The sequence below is a fragment of the Roseococcus sp. SDR genome (assembly GCF_019083995.1).
Taxonomy (GTDB): Bacteria; Pseudomonadota; Alphaproteobacteria; order Acetobacterales; family Acetobacteraceae; genus Roseococcus.
Window position 1 is genome coordinate 78,228 of the sequence record NZ_JAHRCU010000009.1, and the last position, 20,318, is coordinate 98,545.

Below are 20,318 nucleotides of genomic sequence, written 5' to 3' on the forward strand. Positions count from 1 at the left end.
CGACCAGAGCAGAAACGAAGAACAAGCATCGCGCCCCGAGAATCCGGGCCGAATAGGCCCGGCGCAAAGCTTCAGCTTTGCGAAGCCAAGCGCGCGGAGCGCGCGCCCGGCGTCTGAGGGCATAAACTCAGTGAATATCGTCGGACTTGGCCAGCGCCTCGCGCAGCTTGCCGATGTCGAAATCCGGGCGCTTCGCCATCTCCAGGATCACCGCCTCCTTGCGGCTCAGCAGATCGATCGCGGCGGGCAGCGCCTTCACCGCATCGGCGGGGATGGTCACGGCGCCATGGCGGTCGGCATGCACCACCTCGTCATGCACCACCTGCATGCCGTGCACCGTCACCGGCCGGCCCCAATCCACCACATGCACATAGGCGTGGCTCGGGTTGATGATGCCGAGCAGCTGGAAGCCGGGCGCCACCATGTCGAGGTCGCGGATCGAGCCGTTGGTGACGCAGCCCAGCGCCTTCAGCCCCTTGTGGACATTGGTGTTCACCTCGCCCCAGAAGGCGCCGGTGCCCGGCACGTCGTCCAGATCCTGCAGCACGACCACGGTCGGCATGTCGGTGTTGGCGACATACTCGTACCAGCCGATGCGCGACGCGCGGTCCTGCTCCTTGGTGCGGCCCGAGGGGAATTGCGCGCGGATGGTGCCGACGCGCGCCGGGCCGCAGATCGGCTTCATGGAGGGGTGGGCGCAGTCGAAGGTGCGGACGGTGAAGCCATGGCCGCGCCGCGCGGGCACCACGAGTTCCAGCGCGTTGCAGATGGTGGGCGTGTCCCATTCGCAGAGCGCGTCGAGATCGGCTTGGGTATAGGGGCGCGTGACCATGGTGTTCCTCCTGAGGTTCGCGCCAGTGTCGGGCGCGGCGGCGCGCGCGTCAAACCGGGGCGTGACAGATTCGTGATGCGCTGGACAGGGCGCGGAACGGCGCTACAGCATCGCCGCGTGCGCGCGCTGCTGCTCCTGCTGCTGATGCTGCCCGGTCTCGCGAGCGCGCAGACCGGCCGCTTCAACTCGGCCGGCACGCCCAATATCGGCGATCCGTCGGAGGCGATGATCCCGAGCCTCGCCGCCAAGCAGGATCGGCTGGAGGAACAGGGCTGGCTGATCCGCGGCCAGGCCACCTTCATCCTGCAGGGCAATGCGGGATTCCGCTCGCCCTATCAGGGGGCGGCGAGCCTGCTGCCGCAGCCCCAGGCGCGCAACACCTTCTCCTCCGACCTCGTGATCGGAAGGCGCCTCTGGCATGGAGCGGAGGTGATCGTGAACGCCGCCGTCACGCGCGGCTTCGGCATCTCCAATTCCACCGGTGTCGCGAGCTTTCCCAATGGCGAGGCCTTCCGCCTCGGCAGCACCGAGCCGGTGCTCTTCTTCCCGCGCGTCTTCGTGCGCCAGACCATCGCGCTGTCGGAGGATATGGTCCCGCCGGACAATGACCCGCTGCGCTTCACCGAGCCGCTGCCGCGCGAGCGCATCACCATCACGGCGGGCAAGTTCTCCGTCTGGGACATCTTCGACGACAACCGCTACGCGCATGATCCGCGCACGCAGTTCATGTCCTGGGCCCTGGTGGGCGGCGGCGCCTTCGACTACGCGGCCGATGCGCGCGGCTATACGGAAGGGCTCGCGCTGGAATGGGAGAACGGCACCTGGGCGCTGCGCGGCGGCGCCTTCCGCGTGGCGCGCGAGGTGAACAGCCTCTTCCTCGACCCCTCGATCACGCGCGGCTTCCAGCTCATCGCCTCGCTGGAGCGCTTCTGGAAGTTCGGCGAGCGCGAGGGCGCGCTGCGGCTGATCTACGGCTATTCGCGCGCGCGGCAGTCGCGCTGGAACGAGCTCTTCAGCAACGGCTTCCAGACCTTCGATATCAACCCCTACGGCTATCGCGCGAAGAACAACGCGACCCTCTCCTTCGACCAGCAGATCACCGAGGATTTCGGCATCTTCGCCCGCGCCTCCTGGAATGACGGGCAGACGCAGAACTGGATGTTCACCGAGATGGACCGCGCCATCAGCTTCGGTGGGACGCTGATGGGCAACCGCTGGGGCCGGCCCGCGGATACCATCGGCCTCGGCACCAATATCGGCTTCATCAGCGGCGGGCGCCGGCGCTACCTCGAGGATGGCGGCATCGGCTTCATCACCGGCGACGGGCGGCTGAACTACAGCCCGGAATGGGTGACGGAGACCTATTACGACGCGCGCCTCGCCCCCGGCCTGCACGGGGCGCTCGGCTATGCCCTGGTGGTGAACCCGGCCTACAATGCCGATCGTGGTCCCGTCTCCATCTTCACCGCCCGGCTGCGCGTCGCCTTCTGACCGAACCGCGCTGTTTGCCGCCGAGCCGCGCTTCGCCGGCATCGAGGAGCGCGCGGGCCCGCTGCCCTGGCGCACGCGCCCGCGCGGCTTCGCCGGCCTGCTGCGCACCATCTGCGGCCAGCAGATCAGCAATCAGGCGGCCGGCGCCATCTGGCGGCGGCTCTCCGCACTCCCAGGGGCACTGACGCCAGCGGGCCTGCTCGCGATGGATGACGCGACGCTCTGTGGCACGGCCGGCCTCTCGCGCCCCAAGGCCCAGCATGCGCGCAGCCTCGCCACCGCCTGCCTCGACGGCACGTTGGATTTCGAGCGCATGGCCACGCTGCCCGATGCGGAAGCCATCGCCATGCTCAGCGCCGTGAAGGGCCTCGGCCCCTGGACGGCGGAGGTGCATCTGCTCTTCGCCGAAGCGCGGCCCGACATCTTTCCCTCCGGCGACATCGCGCTGGCCAATTCCGCGCGGCATCTCTTCGCGCTGGAGGCGCGCCCCGCGCCGCGCGCGCTGGCCCGCATGGCCGAGGCCTGGTCGCCCGCGCGCTCGCTGGCGGCGCGCCTGCTCTGGCACCATTGGCGGCACGAGACCGGCCGCCCGCTGATCGAGGACCCCTGATGCGCTTCTCGTCCACCATTCTCTCGACCGCCGAGCCGCCCATCCCGGCCGCCCGCGCCTGGGCCGCACGCTACCAGGGCCAACGCGGCCAGGCGCTCGACCTCACGCAGGCCGTGCCCGGCTATCCGCCGCATCCCGAATTGCTCACGCGCCTGGGCGAGGCGGCGGCCCAGCGCAGCGCCGCCGGCTATGGCCCCATCGCGGGTGACGAAGCGCTGCGCGCGGCGCTGGCCGAGGATGCGAGCGGCTTCTACGGTGCGGCCATCGGCGCGGAGCATGTGGCGATCACCGCCGGCTGCAACCTTGCCTTCGCCATGGCGATGAAGGTGCTGGCCGCGCCCGGCGACAATGTCCTCGTCCCCACGCCCTGGTATTTCAACCATGAGATGGCGCTGCGCATGGCGGGCGTCGAAGCCCGCCCGCTGCCCTGCCGTGCCGAGGATGGCTTCGTGCCCGATGCGGCGCTGGCGGCCACGCTGATCGACGGGCGCACGCGCGCAATCCTGCTCGTCACACCGAACAATCCGACCGGCGCCGTCTATCCGGCCGAGGTCATCGCCAGCTTCGCCGAACTCGCCCGCCAGCGCGGCATTGCGCTGGTGCTGGACGAAACCTATCGCGACTTCCTCCCCAACACCGTGCCGCATCGCCTCTTCAGCGACCCGGCCTGGGGCGAGGTGCTGGTGCATCTCTACAGCTTCTCCAAGGCCTATTGCATTCCGGGCCATCGCCTCGGCGCCGTCATCGCCGGCACGGCCTTCCAGCAGCAATTGGCCAAGGCGCTCGACACGCTGCAGATCTGCCCGGCCCGCCCCGCGCAGCAGGTGCTGGCCTGGGCCATTCCCGCGCTGCGCGACTGGCGCTCGGACAATCGCAAGATCATGCAGGCGCGCGCGAGCGCCTGCCGCGCCGCGCTCAACAGCGACTGGATCGACGCGATGGGGAGCTACTTCGCCTATCTTCGCCTGCCCGCCAGCGCGCCGGACGCGATGGCGGCGGCGGAATGGCTGGCGGCCGAGCAGGGGCTGATGACGCTGCCCGGCCCCTTCTTCGGCCCAGGGCAGGAGCGCCATTTGCGCCTTGCATTCGCCAATGCGGAAGCCGAGCGCCTCGCCGAACTGCCGGCGCGGCTGGCCGGACTGGGCTGAGCTCAGCCCGGCCGCAACCCCGCCAGATCCGCCGCGCGCCGCGCATTGGTCAGCTCCTGCCGCAGGAAGGCGGCGAAGCCATCTGGCGAGCGCTGCGCCTCGATGGAGGGAATGGCGCCCACCTCCGCGATGCGCGAGAGCACGGCCGCCTCACCCAGCGTCGCGGCCAGTGCCGCATGCAGCGCCGCCACCACCTCGGGCGACGCGCCGCTCGGCGCCAGCAGCCCGCCATAGCTGCCGGCGGTGAAGCCGGGCAGCCCCGCCTCGATGAAGGTGCCCACCTGCGGCATGAGGGGCGAGCGCTGCTCCGTCGCGATGGCGATGATCGGCGCCTGGTTGTCCCGGTGCAGCGGATAGGCGGAGGGCAGCTCCACCATCGCCACCTCCACCGCGCCGCTGATCAGGTCCGGGATCATCGCGCTGCCGCCGCGATAGGGCACATGCGAGGCGCGCACGCCCGCATTGGCCATCAGCAGCTCGAGCGCCAGATGCGCGGCGCTGCCATTGCCTGGCGTGGCCACCGTCACCTGGCCCGGCCGCGCGCGCATCATCGCCAGCAGATCCGGCAGGTTCCGCGCGGGCAGGCGCGCCGTCACCTGGCAGACCATGGGCAGGATGCCGACCAGGCCGATCGGCCGGAAATCGCGCTCCACATCGTAAGGCAGCCGCACCTGTAGCACCGGGTTGGCCGTCAGCGGCCCACCGGCGCCAAACAGCAGCGTGTACCCATCCGGCGTGGCGCGTGCGACGAGTTCCGCGCCCACGCTGCCGCCCGCCCCGGCGCGGTTCTCGATCACCATGGGCTGGCCGAGCCGCTCGGCCATGCGGGCCGCCAGGATGCGCGCCAGGATGTCGGTATTGCCGCCGGCCGCGAAGGGCACGATCACACGGATCGGCCGGTCCGGATAAGCGGCGTGCGCGGCACGCGAGAGGACAAGGCTGGGCGCTGCGGCGAGCAGCAGGCGGCGTGACCACATGGGCATCATCCTCCAACCCGGCATCTGCGGCCGGTTCCGGGAAAGCATGACGCAGCGGCCGCGCTTGCCGCAAGCACGGCGCTGCCCCAGCATCAGCCGAACAGGGAGAGGCGCGATGGAACAGCGGCGACTGGGCCGGACGGGGCTTTCCGTCTCGGTGCTCGGCTATGGGTGCGGGGCGATCGGCGGCCTCATGGTGAAGGGCACGGCGGCGGAGCAGGACCGCGCCATCGGCCGCGCGCTCGATCACGGCATCACCTATTTCGACACGGCGGCCGTCTATGGCGACGGCGCCTCCGAACGCAATCTCGGCCGCGCGCTGCGCGGGCTTTCCGCGCGACCGGTGGTGGGCACGAAGGTGCGCGTCTTTGCGCCCCAGCGCGGCGACATCGCAGGGCGCATCACCACCTCGCTGGAGGAGAGCCTGCGCCGCCTCGGCATGGAGAGCGTGGACATCTTCCAGCTGCACAACCCGATCACCCTCGCGGGGCAGGAGCCCGCCTTCACGCCGGCGCAGATCCTGGAGGAGGCCGTGCCCGCGCTGGAGCGAGCGCGCGCGGCGGGAAAATTCCGCTTCTTCGGCATCACCGGCCTCGGTGACGCGGAGGCGCTGCGGCAGGTGCTGGATGCCGGCGGCTTCGCCACCGCGCAGATCCCCTACAACCTGCTGAACCCGAGCGGCATCGCCCCCGCGCGCCCCGATGTGCCCGACCTCGGCGGCATCATCCGCCATGCGGTGGCGCAGGATGTCGGCGTCATGGCGATCCGCATCCTCGCCGGCGGCGCGCTGAGCGGGACGGAGGCGCGCAGCCCGCTGGGCGTCGCCAAGGTCGAGCCCATCGCCTCGGGCGCCAGCTATGCCGCCGATGTCGCGGCGGCGCAGCGCTTCCGCCCGCTGGTCGAGGCCGGCCATGCGGCGGATCTGGTGGAGCTCGCGCTGCGCTTCGTCATCGGCGCGAAGGAGATCGCGACGAACATCATCGGCACCTCCAGCCTGGAGGAGCTGGACCACGCGGTGGCGGCGGTCGCGAAGGGCCCGCTGCCGGCGGGCCTTATCGCGGATTGAGGGAGCCTTACAGCGGCGGCGCCGCGTCGAAGCCATTCGCCAGCACCCCGCGCGGCTTCACCATGTCATAGGGCCCGCGCGGCAGGTATTGCGCCGTCCCCGGCTCGGCCTGCACCACGCCATCGCGCATCACCACCTCGCCACGGCGGATGGTCATCACCGGCCAGCCCGTCACCTCCAGCCCCTCATAGGGCGTGTAGTCGATGGCGTGCTGCATCAGCGCATTGGTGATGGTGCGCTTCGCCTTCGGATCCCACAGCGCCAGATCCGCATCGGCGCCGATGGAAATGCTGCCCTTGCGCGGCGCCAGGCCCATCAGCCGCGCGGGATTCGTCGCCGTCAGCCGCACGAAGTCATCGAGGCTGATGCGCCCCTTGGAAACACCCTCGCTGAACAGGATCGGCAGCCGCGCGGCGAGGCCCGGGATGCCGTTCGGAATGTCGCGGAAGCTCGCATCGCGGCCGTTCTGTGCCTTGCCCTTGTCGCCCGCGAAGCTGAAGGCGCAGTGGTCGGAGGAGACGACGTCGAGCACGCCGCGCCGGATCAGATCCCAGATGCGCGCATGCTCCGCTTCGTCGCGCGGCGCGGGGCTGCACATGAACTTGGCACCCTCGAAGCCCGGCTGATCCATCTGCTCCGCGGTCAGCGTCACATATTGCGGGCATGTCTCGCCCCAGACCTTCACGCCGCGCAATTGCGCCCGTGCGATCTCCTCCGCCGCCTCCGCGCAGCTGACATGGAAGACCTGGATGGGCTGGTCCACGAATTCGGCGAGTGCGATGGCGCGGTGCGTGGCCTCGCGCTCCACCACCGGCGGGCGGGACCACGCGTGGTACTTCGGTGCCGTCATGCCGGCCGCCAGCAGCGCCTCGGTGCGCCAGTTGATCGCCGCATAATTCTCGCAATGCACGGTGACCAGGCAGCCATGCTTGCGCGCCGTCACCAGCACCTTGAGGTAATCCGCATCGCTCACATGCAGCGGCTCATAGGTGAGGAAGACCTTCAGGCTGCGCACGCCCTTCGCCACCAGCTGCGGGATCTCCCGCTCCAGCACCTCCTCCGTCGCGTCGCTGATGATCTGGTGGAAGGCGTAGTCCACCATGCCCTTCGCCGCGCGGGCGGAGCTGTCCGCGAAGCGCTCCAGCACGCCATGCCCCTTCCATTGCGGCACAAAGCAGACGACCGATGTCGTCCCGCCCGCGAAGGCGGCACGGGAGGCGCTCTGGAAGCTCTCCTCGTTCACGCCATGCGGGTTGGGCTCCTCGATGTGGCAATGGCTGTCCACGCCGCCCGGCAGCACCAGCAGGCCCGCCGCATCCACGCTGGCGCCGGCCGCCGGAAGTTGCTCCGCCAGCGCCACGATGCGCCCGCCCTTCACGCCGATATCGCAACGAACCGTGCCAAAGCCCGTCGCCACCTCGCCGCCGCGCACCACCAGGTCGTAATCCGCCATGAAGCCCTGTCTCCTCTTGCGCCGCCAGCATGGCGCGGCAGCTTGATCCGGCGCAAGGACAGGGCGGTGCGGTGGCGCGCACCGTCCCTCGCATGGACACCCTCGCTCGCCCCACCCCCACCGTCTCGCTCACCGCGAACCTGCCGCGCTACACGAGCTACCCGACGGCGCCGCATTTCGGGCCGATGGAGGAGGCGCTCTACCGCGAATGGCTCGCCGCCATGCCGGCGGGCTCCGCGCTCTCGCTCTACGTCCACATCCCCTTCTGCCACGAGCTCTGCTGGTATTGCGGCTGCCACACCTCGGTGACGCGCAATGACGCGCGCATCGCGCGCTATGCGGCCGCGCTCGAGACCGAGGCCGGCACGCTGGCCCGCGCGCTCCCGGCCGATGGCCTGGTGCAGCACCTGCATCTGGGCGGCGGCACGCCGAGTGCGCTGGGCGGCGCGCGGCTGACCAAGCTCATGGGCCGCCTGCGCGCCCTCTTCCCCTTCTCCCCCCAGGCCGAACTCTCCGTCGAGCTCGACCCGCGGACGCTCACGCAGGAGGTGGTGGACGCGCTGGCCACCTCCGGCTTCAACCGCGCCTCGCTCGGCCTGCAGGACGCGAATGCCGAGGTGCAGGAGCGCATGGGCCGCGTGCAGCCGGCCGAGATGGTCGCCGCGGCCGTCACGCGCCTGCGCAGCGCCGGCATCAGCCGCATCAATCTCGACATGATGTACGGCCTGCCGGGCCAGAGCTGCGAGCATGTGCGCGCCACTGCGGCGCTGGCCGCCGAGCTCGGCGCGGACCGCGTGGCCGTCTTCGGCTATGCCCATGTGCCCTGGATGAAACCCTCGCAGAAGGCCATCCGCATGGAGGAACTCCCCGGCGCCGAGGCGCGCCTCGAGCAGGCCGATGTCGCCGCCCAGGCGCTGCGCGCGGCCGGCTTCGTCTCCATCGGCCTCGACCATTTCGCCCGGCCGAATGACAGCATGGCCCGCGCCAGCCGCGACGGAAGGCTGCGCCGCAACTTCCAGGGCTATACGACGGACCAGGCGGAATACCTGCTGGGCATCGGCGCCTCCTCCATCGGTGCGACGCCGCGCGGCTATGCGCAGAACATCCCCGACGAACGCGGCTACGTCGCCGCCGTCGAAGCCGGGCGCCTCTCCATCGCGCGCGGCCTGACCCTCACCGAGGAGGACATCACCCGCCGCGCCGCCATCGAGCGGGTGATGTGCGACCTGGCGCTCGACCTCGACGCCCTGCCGCCCGAGGTGCTCGCCACCGCGCGCCCGGCGCTGGAGGTGCTGGAAGCGCAGGGCGTGGTGCGCCTCAGCGGCGCCTGGCTCACCGTGCCGGAAGAATCACGCCCCTTCCTGCGCCACGTGGCCGCCTGCTTCGATGCCTATCTGGGCCAGGGCAAGGGGCGGCACAGCGCCGCGGTGTAGCGCGGCCTAACCCTGCAAAAACGGATTGGTCCGCCGCTCCGTCCCGAAATCCGAGCCCGGCCCATGGCCGCAGACGAAGGCGATGTCATCGCCCAGCGGCAGCAGCTTCGTCGTGATCGCGGTGATCAGCGCCTCATGGTCGCCATAGGGGAAATCGGTGCGGCCGATCGAGCCCTGGAACAGCACATCGCCCACGAAGGCGATGCGCAATTCCTTGCTCACATAGACAAGGCTGCCCGGTGAATGGCCCGGGCAATGCAACACGTCGAAGGTGACACCGCCGATCGTCACCTGCGCGCCCTCGTCGAGCCAGGTGTCCGGCACCAGGTTGCGCGCGCCGCGAATGTCATAGGCGCGGCCCTGCTGCTCCAGATGGTCGAGCAGGATGGCATCCGCGCGATGCGGCCCGGTGACGGGAATGCCCGTCTTCTCGCGCAGCTCATCCGCGCCGCCCGCGTGATCAATATGCCCGTGCGTCAGCAGGATCTGCTTGAGCGTCACGCCGCGCGCCGCGATTTCCTGCTGGATGCGCGCCACATCGCCGCCCGGATCGATCACCGTCGCTTCCAGGCTCTGGTCGTCCCAGACCAGCACGCAATTCTGCTGGAAGGGTGTGACGGGAATGATGCTGGCCTTGAGCGGCATGTCGGGCCTCCTTGCGAGCGCGGGCTGTATCACCCGGCGCCCGGCGCGGCCACCCCGGGCGGCCTTACTCGTTGGCCGGCAGGGGCGTGAACATCGCGGCCGGCGCGAAGCGGCCGCCCACATCGCCGATCAGGTCGTAATTCCCCACGACCTCGAGCTTCCTCACGCCGGAAGCTGGCGCGAAGTCGAAGCGGCCGTAATCCACCCAGAACACATTGGCGCTGTAGACGCCGTCGAAATACACGGTCCGCTGCTCGAGGCTGATCACGCTGCGCCAGATGGTGGTGGCGATGTTGGGGCGCGAGCGATCCGCCACGCCGAAGGGGGCGGAGACGTTGCGCATCACGCTCATGATGGAGGCCACCGCCTCGCGCTGGTTGCGCGGTGTCGGCAGGTGCGTGACGTAATAGGCGGCGCGCACGAAGCGATCGGCCGCCTCATGCGTGCCGGGCAGCCGCTCCGTGCCGCCGAAGCCCTGGAAGCGGCGCAGATTCTCGAGCTGCTTGTCGAAGGTCGGCTGGTTGGTCATCACCACGAAGCGGCGGTCATGGTAGATGTTGATGCGGCCGTTGATGCATTCGAGGATCGCGCAGTCGCCGCTCCGGTCGTTCAGCGCAAGATGGACCGTGCCGGCCATGCCGCTATTGGGCTCGACCGACATGCGGAGCTGGAAGGGCTCCGCCCGCGTGCGCTCCACCGCCTCGGCCACGGAGGCGCAAGTGTCGAGATACCAGGTGATCCATTGCGTGATGGCGAGGCCGGGCTTGGCCGGATCACGCGGGCCGGTGCTCGTCTCCGGCAAATAGAGCACATGCGCGGCGAGCCCGGCCTCGTTCACGCCATCCACGGCCGTGTTGTCGTAGACCGTGACGACGAGGCTGCCGTAGCGGCTGGTCCAGCGCAGCGGGTTCACCGGCGTGGCGCCGCTGCGCTCCATGCCGCGCGGCAGGATCCAGAGGTTGCTCTCGCAATCCTCGAACCAGTCGAGATTGCGGCCGACGAAGACGCCAAGGCCCGGCCAGTTCCACAGGGCGCGCGAGCAGGCCTGCGCCGGGCGCGGCGTGGCCGCGAGGAAGGGCAGCGCGGCGCCCGCGCCGAGGATCATCCGTCGCCCGAGGGTCATCGCCATGCGCGTTCCTCCTGTGCTTCCCCGCGCCTCTCTCGCCCCGACCGCCCGGCAGCGATCAGGGGGCGCAGGTCGGGCGCTTGGCGGCAGACTCCCGCATGCCGGGCCAACGTGCAAGGGGAATGGGGGTCGGGTGTCAGCCGGGCAGGCGCGCGATTACGCGCAGGCCCCCGCCCTCGCGGTTGGCGAGCGTCACCTCCCCGCCATGCGCGCGCAGGATGCTGCGCGCGATGGTGAGGCCGAGGCCCGTGCCGCCCGTCTCGCGGTTGCGGCTCGCCTCGACGCGGCGGAAGGGCTGGAACACCGCCTCCTGCTCCGCCTCGGGGATGCCCGGCCCGTCATCATCCAGCGTCAGCACGGCGCCCTTGGCACGGGCTTCCAGCGTCAGCCGCGCGGCATCGCCATACTTGAGCGCATTGCCGACGAGGTTCGCCAGCGCCCGCTTCATCGCGACCGGGCGCAGCTGCAGCACCAGGTGCTCCGGCCCCGCATAGGTGATGCGATCCGCGTGGCCGGGGCTCGCATCCGCCGCCTCGTCCAGCACGGTGCGGGCCAGGCTCGCCAGGTCCACCGCCGCGGCCGGCTCATTCGCCGCATCATCGCGCGCGAAGGTCAGCGTGGCGGCGATCATCGCCTCCATCTCCGCGAGGTCAGCCAGCATCTTCGCGCGCTGGTCGTCATCCTCGAGGAATTCGGCGCGCAGGCGCAGGCGCGTGATGGGCGTGCGCAGGTCATGGCTGATGGCGGCCAGCATCTGCGTGCGGTCGGCCACGAAGCGGCGGATGTTGCTCGCCATGGTGTTGAAGGCGGCGGCCGCGGTCGCGACCTCGCGCGGGCCGTTCTCCGGCAAGGGGGGCGCGTTCACGCCGCGGCCCAGGCGCTCGGCCGCGGCGGCGAGGTCCGTCACCGGCCGCGTCAGGCGGCGCACCGCCCACCAGGTCATCAGCGCGGCGGCCAAAGACATGGCGAGGAAGGCCACGAGGAAGTTGTCGGAATGCCAGGGGCGCGGCGGCGGAATGCGGATGGTAAGGTTCAGCCAGCCCTGGTCCGGGAAGCGCATGGAGACGGCGAAGCTGCTGCGCCCCAGCGCGCCGGACTGCACCTCGATGGGCCGGAAGCGGCGCGGCGGCGGCGGCAGGCCCCCGCCCTCCAGCCGCAGCGCGGGGCGGGGCGCGCCCTCGAAATCCGGGCGGGGTCGCGGCGGCGGGGGTGGCGGCGGGGCGGCCGCATCCAGCCGGAACCAATTCGCCATCGGCAGCGGCACATGCGGCAGGCCGGCCGGCAGCGTCGAATGCGCGTCATAGGTGGCGCCGAGCGTGGAGGGCAGTTCGGCCTCGGCCAGGATGGCCGCGCGCCGCTCGGGCGGCGCGGTGACCAGGGCGCGCCACAGGCCGAAAATCCGCAGCGCCGTCTCCCGCGCCTCGGCCGCCCGCTGCAGCTCCACGCGGTCGAAGGCGTGGATGGTGAGGCCCACCGCCTGCACCACCATCAGCCCCAGGATGAGGACGAGCGCGGTGCGGCCGGCCAGGCTCCCCGGCCAAAGCCTTTTCATGACCGGGGGCGCTTCATTCCGCCGCGCGCTCGGCTGCCGGCTTCTCGCCACGCTCCACGGTGGCCGAGAGCACATAGCCCCCGCCGCGCACCGTCTTGATGACCGAGGGGTTGCGCCCGTCATCCTCGAGCTTGCGCCGGAGGCGAGAGACCGCGACGTCGATCGCGCGGTCGAAGGGCCCAGGCTGGCGGTTGTGCAGCAGGTCCATCAGCATGTCGCGCGTCAGCACGCGGTTGGGGCGTTCCAGCAGCGTGGTCAGCAGCTCATACTCGCCGCCGGTCAGCGGCACCTCCGCACCCTGCGGGTTGATCAGGCGGCGCCGCGCGGGCTCCAGCAGCCAGCCGGCGAAGCGGATATTGGCGCTGGCATCCTCGCTGGTCTGCGCCATGGCCTGCGCGCCCTCGGCGCGGCGCAGCACGGCGCGGATGCGCGCCAGCAATTCGCGCGGGTTGAAGGGCTTGGCCATATAGTCATCGGCACCGAGCTCCAGGCCCACGATGCGGTCCGTTTCCTCGCCCATCGCGGTCAGCATGACGATCGGGATGTTGGACTGCCCGCGCAGCCAGCGCGCGACATCGAGGCCGGATTCCCCCGGCAGCATCAGGTCCAGCACCACCAGGCTGTAGCGCGCCAGTGGCCAGACCTTCCGCAACTCCCGCGCATCACGGGCCAGCGTCACGCGCAAGCCCTGCTTCTCGAGGAACTTCCCGAGAAGCTCACGGATCTCACGGTCGTCGTCGAGGACAAGGATATGCGGGGCGGGTTCCATGGCGGAGATTGTAACAGCCACCCCCGTATCGGTCCGTCGCCAATTGTAACAGCGGGGCAAGCGGCCCGCAGGGCCGAAAGGCCGTCGCCGCTTATGCGGCGAAGCCAAGGGCCGCGGACGCGGCCCGCCCGGCGTCTGAGGGGCACGAGGGCAAAGCCTTCGTGCGGTCCCGATCAATGCGGAAAACGTCTCGTCCCGCCATCCACATGGATCACCTGGCCGGTGATGTAATGCGCGAGCGGCGAGGCCAGGAAGGTCGCCAGCACCGCCAGGTCCCGCGCCTCGCCGATATAGCCGACCGGCACCTGGCTTTCGGCCCAGGCGCGCCGCGCCTCCTCCGTCGGGAGGATGCGCTGGTCGATCTGCTCGGAGCGGATGCGGCCCGGCGGGATGGAGTTCACCGTGATGCCGTCCCGCCCCAGCGTGCGGCTCAGCGCCTTGGCCCAGATATGCACCGCGCCGTTCGGCGCATTGGCCGCATTGATCATCCAGGCCTCGTCCTGGCCCGTCAGGTTGATGATCCGGCCGAATTTCTGCGCCTGCATCATGGGCACCAGCGCATGCGTGATGCGGCGGCCGGCATGGAAGTTGATCTCCATCGCCTCCATCCAGGCCTCGTCCGCGCCCAGCCCCTCCTGCGGGCGGGAGGAGCCGGCATTGTTCACCAGGATGTCGCAGCGGCCGAAGCGCGCCTGCATCGCATCCCGCACGCGCTCCCCCGCATCCTTGGCCGTGAAGTCCTGCTCGATGATGAGCGGCTCCGCACTGGCCGGCAGCTCGGCGGCGAGCGTCTCCAGCAGCGGGCGGCGGCGCGCCAGGATGGCGAGGCGGCAGCCCTCGGCCGCCAACTCCTTCGCGATGGCCCGGCCGAGGCCGGCCGAGGCGCCCGTCACCAGCGCCACCTTGCCCTGCAGTTGAAGATCCATCCCGACGCCCTCCCCAAACGAAAAACGCCGCGGAGGTTGCCCTCCGCGGCGCGTTTCGGGAAGAGCGCCCGGCCTTACTCGGCGAGCGCCTTGTCCTTGCCCTTGCGGATGTTCGGCAGAAGCATGAGCGCCAGCGCGGTGGCCGCGATGCCGAGCATGGTCGCCGAGATCGGGCGCTGGATGAAGACCGACCAGTCGCCGCGCGAAAGCAGCATGGCGCGGCGCAGGTGCTCCTCCATCATCGGGCCGAGCACGAAGCCGATCAGCAGGGGCGCGGGCTCCAGCTTCAGCTTGTTGCACATGTAGCCGAAGACGGTGAACAGCACGGTCATGTACACGTCGAACACGTTGTTGTTCAGCGAGTAGACGCCGATGCAGCAGAACACCAGGATCGAGGGGTACAGGAAGCGGTAGGGCACCTGCAGCAGCTTCACCCACATGCCGATCATCGGCAGGTTGATGACCAGCAGCATCAGGTTGCCGATCCACATCGAGGCGATCAGGCCCCAGAACAGGTCGGGCTGCGCTTCCACCATGCGGGGACCGGGCTGGATGCCCTGGATGATCAGCGCGCCCACCATCAGCGCCATCACGGCGTTGGAGGGGATGCCCAGCGTCAGCAGCGGGATGAAGCTGGTCTGCGCCGCGGCGTTGTTCGCCGCTTCCGGACCGGCCACGCCCTCGATCGCGCCCTGGCCGAACATGTGCCGGCCCTTCGACATCTTCCGCTCCATCATGTAGGAGCCGAAGGCCGCGAGCGAGGCGCCACCGCCCGGCAGGATGCCGAGGAAGGAGCCGACGACCGTGCCGCGCAGCACCGCGGGCGTCGCGCGCTTGAACTCATCCTTGGTCAGCCAGAGCGAACCCACCTTGGAGCTGAGCACCGAGCGCGATTCCGGCCGCTCCAGGTTCAGCACGATCTCGGCGATGCCGAACATGCCCATGGCGATGGGCACGAAGCCGATGCCGTCAGACAGCTCGGGGATGCCGAAGGTGAAGCGCTGCTGACCGGTCTGCACGTCGGTGCCGACCAGGCCCAGCGCCACGCCCAGCACCACCATGCCGACGGCCTTGATGATCGAGCCCTGCGCAAGCACGCAGGCGATGATCAGGCCCAATAGCATCAGCGAGAAGTAGTCGGCCGGGCCGAAGCTCAACGCCACCTGCGTCAGCAGCGGGCCGGAGGCGGCCACCAGGATGGTGGCGATGGAGCCGGCGAAGAAGGAGCCGAGCGCCGCGGTGGCGAGTGCCGCGCCCGCGCGCCCGTTGCGGGCCATCTTGTAGCCTTCGAGCGTGGTGACGACGGACGACACCTCACCCGGCAGGTTCAGCAGGATGGCGGTGGTCGAACCGCCATACTGCGCGCCGTAGAAGATGCCCGCCAGCATGATGATGGCGGTGGTTGCAGGAAGCCCGAAGGTGATGGGCAGCAGCAGCGAGATCGTCGCCACCGGGCCGATGCCCGGCAGCACGCCGATCGCCGTGCCGATCAGCGCGCCCAACAGGGCGAAGCTGATGTTCTGCAAGGAGAGCGCAACGCCGAAGCCATGCGCGAGGTTGGTCAAAAGCAGTTCCATGGTCGCTATCCCCTATCCCGCACTCAGCTCTGCGGCCACAGATTCACACGGATGTCGAGTTCGTAGATGAAGACCCACCAGCACAGCACCAGCAGGAACACGAGCAGGCCCGCGACGCCCTTCTTGGTGTGGGTGTGCTCGGCCACGCAGCTCACCAGGATCACCGCCGTCAGCGCGGCGAAGAAGCCGCCCTTCTCGAGGATGAGGCCGAACAGCGCCACCGCCGCGCAGATGATCGCAAGCAGCTTCCAGCCGGCGGAGATCGCCATCACCAGGAAGCCCACGGTGATGCCGAGGCCCACCGCATTGTAGGTCTGGCCGAAGAAACCCCAGACGGAAGGCGAGAGCTTCCAGGCCAGGGTGCCGGCGGCGATGCCAAGCGCCAGGCTGCCCCAGTCCATCTTCGTCCACTTCTCCAGCGGATCGGGCCCGCTGAACAGGCTGAAGAAGATCACCAGCGCGCCAAGGCCGGCCTGGATGTAGAAGACCATCATGGGCATGTAGCCCGGGCCCATCCGGCGCGCCGTGCCCAGGCTGTGATCCTGGTTGAGGTAAAGCCCCACGAGCGCGACGAGCACCAGGAAGATTCCTGATGCCAGATCCTTGGCGTTGATCTTCAACTGCATAAGCCAGACTCCCAAACGTCGTGCCGGACCTTCCGGCATTTCGCACGAACTGCCAAGCGCCAAGCGCGCCTGGGATCAAATCTTACGAATCAGTCAGGTTGCGCGCCACTTTCGCGAACCAATGTGGCCCAGCTGGCGACCTCCGACGAGACAAAGTTCGAGTATTCCTCGGGCGAGAATTCACCCGCGGTGCCGCCGATTTCAGCAAAGCGCGCGCGGATTTCCGGCATGGCGAGGATCGCACGCACCTCGCGGGAGAGGCGCTCAACCACAGGTTGCGGCAACCTCGCCGGCCCGGAAAGCCCGAACCAGGAGCTGGTGACGAGGTCGTAACCCTGCTCACGCAGCGTCGGCACATCCGGGAAGGAGGGATGGCGCTCCGCGCTGCTCATCGCGATCGCGCGCACGCTGCCCTGGCGGATATGCGAGGCGGCCGAGGGCAGGCTGTCGCTCATCAGCGGCACCTGGCCACCGATCACCGCCGTCATCGCCGGGCCCGCGCCGCGGAAGGGGATGTGGTTGATCTCGCGCCCCAGGATCTGCCCCATGCGCACGATCAGCAGGTGGTTCGAGCTGCCCGCGCCGCTGCTTGCCATGTCCAGCCCGCGCGGACTCGCGCGATGCACCCGCGCGAAATCCGCCATGTTGGAAATGCCCGCGCGCGGATTCGCGACGAAGACCGAGGGGTTCAGCGTCAGCAGCGCGATATGGCTGAAGTCGCGCACCGCATCGTAGCGGATGTTCGGATACAGCGTGGGCGAGATGCCATGGCTCGCGATGTTGGAGAGCACGAGCGTATAGCCATCGGGCGCGGCCTGTGCGGCCATCAGGCTGCCCACCGTGGCGCCGGCGCCCGGCCGGTTCTCGATGATGATGGGCTGGCCCAGGCGTTCCTGCAGCGGTGTCGCCACCAACCGCGCGATGAGATCGGTCGTGCCGCCGGGCGCGAAGGGAACGATGAGACGGATAGGCTGCACGGGCCAAGCTTGCGCGAGCGCCGGCGTCGGCCCGAAGGCGGCGGCGGCCATCAGCGCATGGCGGCGCGTCAGCTTCCCGAACATCCATGCACCCCCGTGATTGTGGCCTGATTGGGGCCGATCATTAACGGCGCTATGGCACGCTGCCCCGCGGCTTACAAGCCGGAACCCTGGACAGTCCGTAAGCTCAGGGGGAGGATGAAGCACCGCAGCGAGGCCCAGAACATGCTCACCAATGATCCCGCCACCCGCATCCGCGAAGAGGCCGCCGCCCTGGAGCCGCGCCTGATCGAGCTCCGGCGCGACATCCACAGCCATCCGGAGCTCGCCTTCGAGGAAGTCCGCACCGCCGGCATCGTCGCCGCGGAACTCACGCGCATGGGCATCCAGCATCGCACCGGCGTGGGCCGCACCGGCGTCGTCGGCGTGATCGAGGGCGCGCGCCCCGGCCCCACGCTCGCGCTGCGCGCCGACATGGACGCGCTGCCCATCCATGAAGAGACCGGCCAGCCCTTCGCGAGCAAGTTCGACGGCAAGATGCACGCCTGCGGACATGACATCCATACCGTCACGCTGCTCGGCGCGGCCGAGATCCTGAACGGCCTGCGCGAGAATCTCGCCGGCCGCGTCGTGCTGATCTTCCAGCCGGCGGAGGAGGTGCTGGAAGGCGCGCCCGCCATGATCGCCGATGGCGCGGCGGAAGGCATCGACATGGCCATCGGCTTCCACAACCACCCGGACAAGCCCGTCGGCACCTTCGGCTTCGTGCGCGGCCCCTCGCTCGCCGCTTCCGACCGCTTCGACATCATCCTGCGCGGCAAGTCGGGCCATGCGGCGCATCCTTACGCGGCGGTGGACCCGATCGTGGGTGCGGCGCATCTCATCACGCAATTGCAGACCGTGGTCGCGCGCGAGCAGAAGCCGCTGCATCCCTGCGTCGTCACCGTCGGCATGTTCCAGGCCGGCACGACCTACAACATCATCCCCGAGCGCGTGCACCTGAAGGGCACGGTGCGCACCCTGCACGCCGAGGCGCGCGATGTCGCGGAAAACGCGATCCGCCGCCTGGTGGAGCACACCGCCGCCGCGATGCGGATGGAGGCCACCATCACCTATCGCCGCATGGTGGCGAGCCTGGTGAATGACGACCGCGTGCTGGAACCCGCCATCGCCAGCGTGCGCGCGCATTTCGGCGAGGTGGTGCACGAGGGCACGCCCTCGATGGGTGCCGAGGATTTCGCCGCCTTCGCCGAACGCGCCCCCGCCTTCCATCTCGGCGTCGGCGCCGGCGCGCCGGGCCGGGACGACAAGCTGCACAACGCGAACTACCAGCCGGATGAGCGCTGCATCGCGCTCGGCGTGCAGGCGCTGAGCCGCATCGCGGTGGACATGCTGTCGTGAGGATCGCGGAGCTTCCCGCGCCCGAGGTCGCGCGCCGCATCGCCGCCGGCCACGCCATCCTGCTGCCGCTCGGCAGCACCGAGACGCACGGGCCCGCCATGCCGATGGGCGACTATCTGCTGGCCGAGGCGATCGCGCTGCGCATCGCGGAAGCCGCGGGGGACGCGCTGGTCGCGCCGCCGGTCGCCTTCGGCGGCGTGGATTTCTTCCGCGGCGTGCCGGGCGGCGTGGCACTCAGCACGCCCACGCTGACGGCGCTGATCACGGAAATCCTCGTCGCGCTGGATGAGGGCGGCGCGCGCCGCATCCTCATCGTCAACGGCCATGGCGGGAACATTCCCGCCATCGAGGACGCGCAGCGCGCGCTGCGGCGCAGCCATGGCGTCATCATCCCCGTGCTGCATCTCTGGAAAACCGCCGGCCCCTGGCAGGCGGAACTGGGCGGCGCGCCCGAGGCGCTGGGCCATGGCGGGGATCCCGTCGCCTCCGTGGCGCTCCATCTGCGCCCCGATCTCTGTGACCCCGGCAAGCTCGCGCCGCGCGCGGCACCCGAGCCTTTCCTCGGCCTGCCCGTCAGCGGCTTCGGCACCATCCGGGCTGACGGCGTGGATTTCGGCGTGCCGATCGAACTGCCCGAGATCGCGCCCGGCGGCGTGCAGGCGACCGATCCTTCGGGCGCGAACCCCGAACTCGGCGCGCGCATCGTGGCGCGGCATGTCGCCGCCGCCACCGCGCTGCTCACCGCCATGAAGGGCGATGCATGAAGGTCACCATCTTCGGCGCCGGCGCCATCGGCAGCCATGTCGCCGCCCGCCTCGTGGCACGCGGCCGGTCGGAGGTCAGCGTCATCGCGCGCGGCCCGCAGTTGGAGGCGATCCGTGCCCGCGGCATCACCGTCGAGGCGCCGGACGGCAGCTTTACCGCCCATCCCCGCGCGGAGCAGGACCCGGCCGCCCTCGGCCCGCAGGATGCCGTGATCGTCACCGTGAAGGCGCCGGCGGTGACCGGCGTGGCCGAGGCCATCGCGCCGCTGCTGGGGCCGGAGACGCCCGTCGTCTTCGTCATCAACGGCATCCCCTGGTGGTGGGGTGAGACGCTGACGAGCCTCGACCCCGGCGGCGTCGTGCGCGCGCGGATCGGCCTCGATCGCACCATCGGTGGCGTCGTCTGGTCCGCCTGCACGGTCACCGAACCCGGCGTGGTCCGCGTGCTGAGTGCCGCCAACCGCGTCATCTTCGGTGAACTCGACAACCGCATGAGCCCGCGGATCCAGGCGCTGGCCGAGGCACTGGAAGGCCCAGGCATGGGTGGCGTCGCCACCACCGACATCCGCACCGCCATCTGGACCAAGCTGCTCAACAACCTGACCAACGGCCCGATCTGCCTGCTGACGCGTCAGGACATGAAGACGACCTTCACCGACCCGGTGGTGCTGGCCGCCGCGAAGGCCGTGATGCATGAGGGCCTCGCCATCGCCGCCGCGCTCGGCCATCCGGTGCCGGGCGACCCGGAGGCGCAGATCCTCCGCTCCGTCGGCATCGCTCATAAACCGTCGATCCTGCAGGATCTGGAGGCCGGGCGGACGCTGGAATTCGAGGCGCTGATCAGCGTTCCGCTGCAACTCGCGCGCGAAGCCGGCGTGGCGACGCCGGTCTTCGAGCTTCTGGTCTCCCTCGCCCGGCAGGCGGCGCGGGCGGGGTAGCTCCCGC

19 protein-coding genes are annotated in these 20,318 nt (G+C 70.0%); 8 read left to right on the forward strand and 11 right to left on the reverse strand.

Annotated features, from left to right (window positions below):
* Window positions 1-127: 127 nt before the first annotated feature.
* Window positions 128-832, reverse strand: a complete 705-nt coding sequence (locus KTR66_RS12000) for an RraA family protein (RefSeq protein ID WP_213612840.1) — start codon at window positions 830-832, stop codon at window positions 128-130.
* Window positions 833-949: 117 nt separating this feature from the next.
* Here KTR66_RS12000 and KTR66_RS12005 point away from each other — a divergent pair, with 117 nt between their 5' ends.
* Genes KTR66_RS12005 through KTR66_RS12015 form a run of 3 tightly spaced genes read left to right on the forward strand, consistent with a single transcriptional unit; the run spans window position 950 to window position 4,081 of the window.
* A complete protein-coding gene (locus KTR66_RS12005; protein WP_213612841.1) occupies window positions 950-2,323 on the forward strand; it encodes a carbohydrate porin in 1,374 nt (457 codons plus the stop codon).
* On the forward strand, window positions 2,268-2,933 hold the full coding sequence (locus tag KTR66_RS12010; protein ID WP_213612842.1) for a DNA-3-methyladenine glycosylase: 666 nt from the start codon (window positions 2,268-2,270) through the stop codon (window positions 2,931-2,933). The genes KTR66_RS12005 and KTR66_RS12010 overlap by 56 nt, the downstream gene beginning before the upstream one ends.
* Window positions 2,933-4,081, forward strand: coding sequence for an aminotransferase (locus KTR66_RS12015; RefSeq protein WP_213612843.1), 1,149 nt, complete (start codon window positions 2,933-2,935; stop codon window positions 4,079-4,081). The genes KTR66_RS12010 and KTR66_RS12015 overlap by 1 nt, the downstream gene beginning before the upstream one ends.
* Window positions 4,082-4,083: 2 nt before the next feature.
* On the opposite strand, the gene KTR66_RS12020 is transcribed toward KTR66_RS12015, so the two are convergent.
* Entirely contained in the window at window positions 4,084-5,058 is a 975-nt protein-coding gene (locus KTR66_RS12020; protein WP_213612844.1) for a tripartite tricarboxylate transporter substrate binding protein, read from the reverse strand.
* Window positions 5,059-5,173: 115 nt separating this feature from the next.
* Between KTR66_RS12020 and KTR66_RS12025 the strand changes: the two genes are divergently transcribed.
* Entirely contained in the window at window positions 5,174-6,124 is a 951-nt protein-coding gene (locus KTR66_RS12025; RefSeq protein ID WP_213612845.1) for an aldo/keto reductase, read from the forward strand.
* Between the two features lie 7 nt (window positions 6,125-6,131).
* On the opposite strand, the gene hydA is transcribed toward KTR66_RS12025, so the two are convergent.
* The gene (hydA, locus tag KTR66_RS12030; protein WP_213612846.1) at window positions 6,132-7,577 is read right to left on the reverse strand and encodes a dihydropyrimidinase; all 1,446 of its coding nucleotides are present in this window, start codon (window positions 7,575-7,577) and stop codon (window positions 6,132-6,134) included.
* Window positions 7,578-7,669: 92 nt separating this feature from the next.
* On the opposite strand from hydA, the gene hemN reads away from it, so the two are divergent.
* Entirely contained in the window at window positions 7,670-9,010 is a 1,341-nt protein-coding gene (hemN, locus tag KTR66_RS12035; protein WP_213612847.1) for an oxygen-independent coproporphyrinogen III oxidase, read from the forward strand.
* 6 nt (window positions 9,011-9,016) lie between these two features.
* On the opposite strand, the gene KTR66_RS12040 is transcribed toward hemN, so the two are convergent.
* The 8 genes from KTR66_RS12040 to KTR66_RS12075 all read right to left on the reverse strand — a co-directional run bounded on the left by KTR66_RS12040 (window position 9,017) and on the right by KTR66_RS12075 (window position 17,292).
* Window positions 9,017-9,655 carry an MBL fold metallo-hydrolase gene (locus KTR66_RS12040; protein ID WP_213612848.1) on the reverse strand — a complete coding sequence of 213 codons (639 nt, stop codon included), beginning with the start codon at window positions 9,653-9,655 and terminating at the stop codon, window positions 9,017-9,019.
* A 64-nt stretch (window positions 9,656-9,719) separates the two neighbouring features.
* Window positions 9,720-10,784, reverse strand: a complete 1,065-nt coding sequence (locus KTR66_RS12045; protein WP_213612849.1) for a linear amide C-N hydrolase — start codon at window positions 10,782-10,784, stop codon at window positions 9,720-9,722.
* Between the two features lie 133 nt (window positions 10,785-10,917).
* Window positions 10,918-12,333: an ATP-binding protein gene (locus tag KTR66_RS12050; RefSeq protein WP_213612850.1), complete on the reverse strand. Its 1,416-nt coding sequence runs from the start codon at window positions 12,331-12,333 to the stop codon at window positions 10,918-10,920.
* Between the two features lie 13 nt (window positions 12,334-12,346).
* Entirely contained in the window at window positions 12,347-13,102 is a 756-nt protein-coding gene (locus KTR66_RS12055; RefSeq protein ID WP_213612851.1) for a response regulator, read from the reverse strand.
* Window positions 13,103-13,275: 173 nt separating this feature from the next.
* Window positions 13,276-14,028 (reverse strand): SDR family oxidoreductase, encoded by a 753-nt coding sequence (locus KTR66_RS12060; protein WP_213612852.1) that lies wholly within the window; start codon window positions 14,026-14,028, stop codon window positions 13,276-13,278.
* 74 nt (window positions 14,029-14,102) lie between these two features.
* Complete coding sequence (locus KTR66_RS12065) at window positions 14,103-15,605, reverse strand: tripartite tricarboxylate transporter permease (RefSeq protein ID WP_213612853.1); 1,503 nt, start codon at window positions 15,603-15,605, stop codon at window positions 14,103-14,105.
* A 23-nt stretch (window positions 15,606-15,628) separates the two neighbouring features.
* Window positions 15,629-16,183, reverse strand: coding sequence for a hypothetical protein (locus tag KTR66_RS12070; RefSeq protein ID WP_371819110.1), 555 nt, complete (start codon window positions 16,181-16,183; stop codon window positions 15,629-15,631).
* 137 nt (window positions 16,184-16,320) lie between these two features.
* Complete coding sequence (locus KTR66_RS12075; protein WP_213612854.1) at window positions 16,321-17,292, reverse strand: tripartite tricarboxylate transporter substrate binding protein; 972 nt, start codon at window positions 17,290-17,292, stop codon at window positions 16,321-16,323.
* 114 nt (window positions 17,293-17,406) lie between these two features.
* Here KTR66_RS12075 and KTR66_RS12080 point away from each other — a divergent pair, with 114 nt between their 5' ends.
* From KTR66_RS12080 to KTR66_RS12090, 3 genes are read left to right on the forward strand one after another with little or no spacing between them, the layout of a single operon-like run.
* Window positions 17,407-18,609: a M20 family metallopeptidase gene (locus KTR66_RS12080; RefSeq protein ID WP_249732061.1), complete on the forward strand. Its 1,203-nt coding sequence runs from the start codon at window positions 17,407-17,409 to the stop codon at window positions 18,607-18,609.
* Window positions 18,606-19,373, forward strand: coding sequence for a creatininase family protein (locus KTR66_RS12085; RefSeq protein ID WP_213612855.1), 768 nt, complete (start codon window positions 18,606-18,608; stop codon window positions 19,371-19,373). Before KTR66_RS12080 ends, KTR66_RS12085 begins: the two co-directional genes overlap by 4 nt.
* On the forward strand, window positions 19,370-20,311 hold the full coding sequence (locus KTR66_RS12090) for a ketopantoate reductase family protein (RefSeq protein ID WP_213612856.1): 942 nt from the start codon (window positions 19,370-19,372) through the stop codon (window positions 20,309-20,311). The genes KTR66_RS12085 and KTR66_RS12090 overlap by 4 nt, the downstream gene beginning before the upstream one ends.
* Window positions 20,312-20,318: the final 7 nt, after the last annotated feature.